Source organism: Corynebacterium sp. AOP12-C2-36 (assembly GCF_052379185.1).
Classification (GTDB): Bacteria; Actinomycetota; Actinomycetes; order Mycobacteriales; family Mycobacteriaceae; genus Corynebacterium.
Genome location: NZ_JBQSYJ010000048.1, coordinates 1 through 3,642, shown reverse-complemented (window position 1 = coordinate 3,642; position 3,642 = coordinate 1). Strand labels below are relative to the sequence as shown.

Genomic DNA, 3,642 nt, shown 5'->3' with positions numbered 1-3,642 from the left:
GAGTTCTCGATAATGGACTATTCGGGGTAGGCAAATGTTTTGATCAGGGGTATACTAAGAGTCAATCCTCTTCAGCGACCGACACCGTTGGTCAGCCTGGCCCGACATCCCCGGGAGACACAGGCAGGAGGCCAGGGACACCGTGGGACAGGGTGTCTGACCGTCGCTGACGGTTACGGCGGGCCGCGACGGAGGCCCGGTGCCGAGAGATTGCCTGGTAGGGGACACTCCCCGGGCTGGACCGCCGATTGGGTCTGGTAGCGCCACAGTGCGATGTGGACGACTACCAGGAGATTTGCCGTGTCCACACATACCCAGACGTCCAATGGCGTCGCAACCCTCACCATCTCGGCTGCCGCCCGATACCTGGAGTGCAGCGAGAAGAGTATCCGTCGCCGGATTCAGTCCGGTGACCTGCCGGCCTCGATGATCAACGGGACCTACCGCATCCGCCAGGTCGACCTGGACGCAATGCCGGCTATCGCCACCCGTGGTGCCAGGCACATGAGCCCCACCGATATCGTCGAGTGGGCCCGTGAGATCGCACGCACCGCTCCCCCGCTGACGCAGGGCCGTGCCGCCGAGGTCGCCCGGATCCTGCAGGGGGTGGCGTAGGTCATGACTCGGTGGCCGTTCACAGCGAAGATCGATCAACCGGCGCCCGATCCCGGCGAGCATCCCGGATGGAAACGACGGCTTGTTGACGACAACCCACGCGGTACCGAGGAAGCCCGATTCCTGGTCCTAGATCGTCGGGTCCCGAGGCACACGATCCGAGGCTCACAGCACCCGAAATCTGTCACTGAAAATATTAGCGTGTCAGAAAAGGGCACTGTTTCCCCAGGTCAGGGCACGGGGTCGAGTTCCCCCTGGGGAGCCCCGGTACGACCCCGACCCCGCGTCGCTTCGTCACCGTCTCAGAAGCCGTCTTCACAGCCTCAGATCGAGTTCTCAGAGCTGCCGTCGGTGGCTGCAATGGTGTCGGGTCGCTCGGTTCCGATGGTGGGCTTCGACACCGAGTTCTCGACTGTTGACGGTGAGCGGGTGATCGCGAGCTACCAGTTCTGCGTCGTGGACCCTCGAGACAGCTCCGTGATGGTGCAGATCGTGATCCTGCCACTGTCAGGGCGGCGGATCAGGCTGAGTACCGCTCTATACGAGGTGTGGCGCTCAGCCCGACTGTGGGAGCATTCTGCGGTGTTGGCCAAGGGTGTGGGTGAAGACGGTGTGCCTGCCGAGATGGTGTCCGGTCCTGGTGACGTTGTCGTACGGATGTTCCGTGACCGGATCTACAACCACGGTTCTGTCCCGTTTACCCTGGTCAGTCATTACGGCAGCGCTGACATGACGACGTTCTGGGACGGGCGCGGTGAACCCGACGTTCTCACCCATCTGACCAGCGCAGCAGGTGGCCTGGTGTCGCTGCAACCGTTCCGTGTCCCCCGTCTCACCGGACGCAGGCGGTGTGTTCCTTTCATGCTGTCGGTGATCGACACCATGGCTCAGGCTCCTGCTGGTCAGAAGACACTGGCGGCGCTAGGCATGAGCTGTGGCGTGCCGAAGCTCGAGGTCCCCGGTGACTGGATCTCCCGGATGCATGAGTATCGGCAGGAGAGCCTTCCGGCGTTCCTCGACTACGGAATCAACGACGCCGTGATCTGCGTGGAGTACCTGTCCCGGATATACGGTGACGGGGTGATGCCGCCGGTGACACTGTCGTCGGGTGGTGCCAAGGCGATGGTCACGTCAGCCGTCGACTACTGGGGTATCGCCAAGCGTGACTTCAAGCTCCGGTTCGGTGGTCTGGTCAAGACCGAGGAGGTCGCCGAGGTTGTCGAGGTCGGTGAGGGACTGTCGTACTACGTCAAGCGCGGTCTGCAACCGGTCGACGGTCAGGCGTCCTCGTACCTGAACTTCGCTGCCCAGGCATACCACGGTGGGTTGAACTCCTGCCCGACACCGGGTTACTACACCGGGCGCACCATCGACGTCGACGCTCAGAACGCCTACCCCACCGCGATGGGGTGTGTGCTCGACCTCGACTTCTGCTCCGATGACGGTCTGGGTGTGGTCGAAGAGGTCTGGAAGGACCGTCAGCTGACTCTGGATGATGTTCCGGACCCGACAGTGCCTGTCACCGCTTACGTCCGGTGGGAGTTCCCGGAGGACGTTGCCTATCCGTGCATCCCTGTGCTGGCTGACTCGACAATCCTGTACCCGCGCACCTCCGAAGGCATCAATGGCGCATACGTCATGGGCCCAGAGCTGTGGTTGGCGCTGCGGCTCGGTGCGACGGTCTACTGCTCGATGGGGTACAAGGCCCGTGTACTCACCGGACCGGACGGTGGCCCGTCCCGTGTTCTCCGTCATGGTGTCGCTCAGCTGATTACCGACCGGAACCTCGCCAAAAAGGTGTTCGGGAAGAAGTCCCTGGAAGAGACGACCTTGAAGACTGTCGTGAACAGCATCTACGGCAAGACTGCTCAGGACATCAGCGAGCACGCCGGGTGGAATGCTATGGCACAAGTCATGGAGTCGGTGGGTGGTTCAGCGATCTCCTCGCCGCACCACGCTGCCACGACGACGTCGTTGGTCCGGGCACAGCTACACGCTGTGATGAACCAGATCACCAAGGCCGGGTACAGGGTGTTCAGTGTGACCACCGATGGCTTCATCTCGGATATGCCCGTCGACCAGGTCGAGGACCTCGATCTCTACGGTCTTGCCGAGGCCCTGCGTGAGTCACGGACCGCGCTGACCGGTGACCCGGCGATCTGGGAGCCGAAGCACGAACAGGATCGTCTGCTGAACTTCACGACCCGTGGGAACACCTCGCTGGACGTGATGGGGGTGAATGCCCACAACGGTTACAAGATCCCTCGTGATGTGGTCGAGGACTCGATGGAGGACCGGGCGCTCATTCATGACCTCGTGGTGACGCGAGAGGGTCGTATCCCGAACCCGGGCACTCAGTTCCCGAGCTTCCAGCAGCTCAGCGACCGGTACGACCGACGCGACTTCCTGCCCTTCCCCCGAGACCGCAACCTGTCGATGGACTACGACTTGAAACGTCGACCAGTGATGTCGTCGATGGCGGGCGTGGTCGAGGGCGACAGTGACGGTCGCGGGCGGTACGAGGTCGCTACCTTCGATACCGAGCCGTGGGAGTCGGTGGCGGACGCGACTCGCGGACGAGAGGTCGGTAAAGAGATCGGTCGTGAAGGATGTCTGCGGACGGTGGAGCAGTGGGAGCACTGGGACCTGCAGCGGCGACACGGTACACGCGGGCGGTCGCTTAAGCAGCCAGACAAGGCGATCTTGCGCTCGATCCTGATCGGGTACCGCCACGGTCTGATTGAGATCCCCGCTCTCGACCAGCTCGGGACGGTTGCTGAGCGTTGCGCGTGGCTGTCCGGGTGGGGGCTGGGCACTGTCACGGAGAGCCAGTGGAAGAACGCCCGGCGTCCGGAGCGGGCGTCCGGGATGCTCCCCGTCGAGGATCTAGCCGGCTGGGATGTCATACTGGTATCAGCAACGGTCGGGTACGGGCTTGACGAGGTTGCATAACGAAATGCAACAGTTCAACAAATAGCCGCAACGTCCTCGCCGCGGCCTGGACGGGCTTGCAGAAGTGGATTACAG

2 protein-coding genes are annotated in these 3,642 nt (G+C 62.7%); both read left to right on the top strand.

What is annotated here, in order from left to right; all coding sequences use genetic code 11:
• The first annotated feature begins 300 nt into the window (after positions 1 to 300).
• Positions 301 to 615, top strand: coding sequence for a helix-turn-helix domain-containing protein (locus tag ACT3UN_RS16325; RefSeq protein WP_444657636.1), 315 nt, complete (start codon positions 301 to 303; stop codon positions 613 to 615).
• An 870-nt stretch (positions 616 to 1,485) separates the two neighbouring features.
• Complete coding sequence (locus ACT3UN_RS16320) at positions 1,486 to 3,567, top strand: hypothetical protein (protein WP_444657635.1); 2,082 nt, start codon at positions 1,486 to 1,488, stop codon at positions 3,565 to 3,567.
• The last annotated feature ends 75 nt before the right edge of the window (positions 3,568 to 3,642 follow it).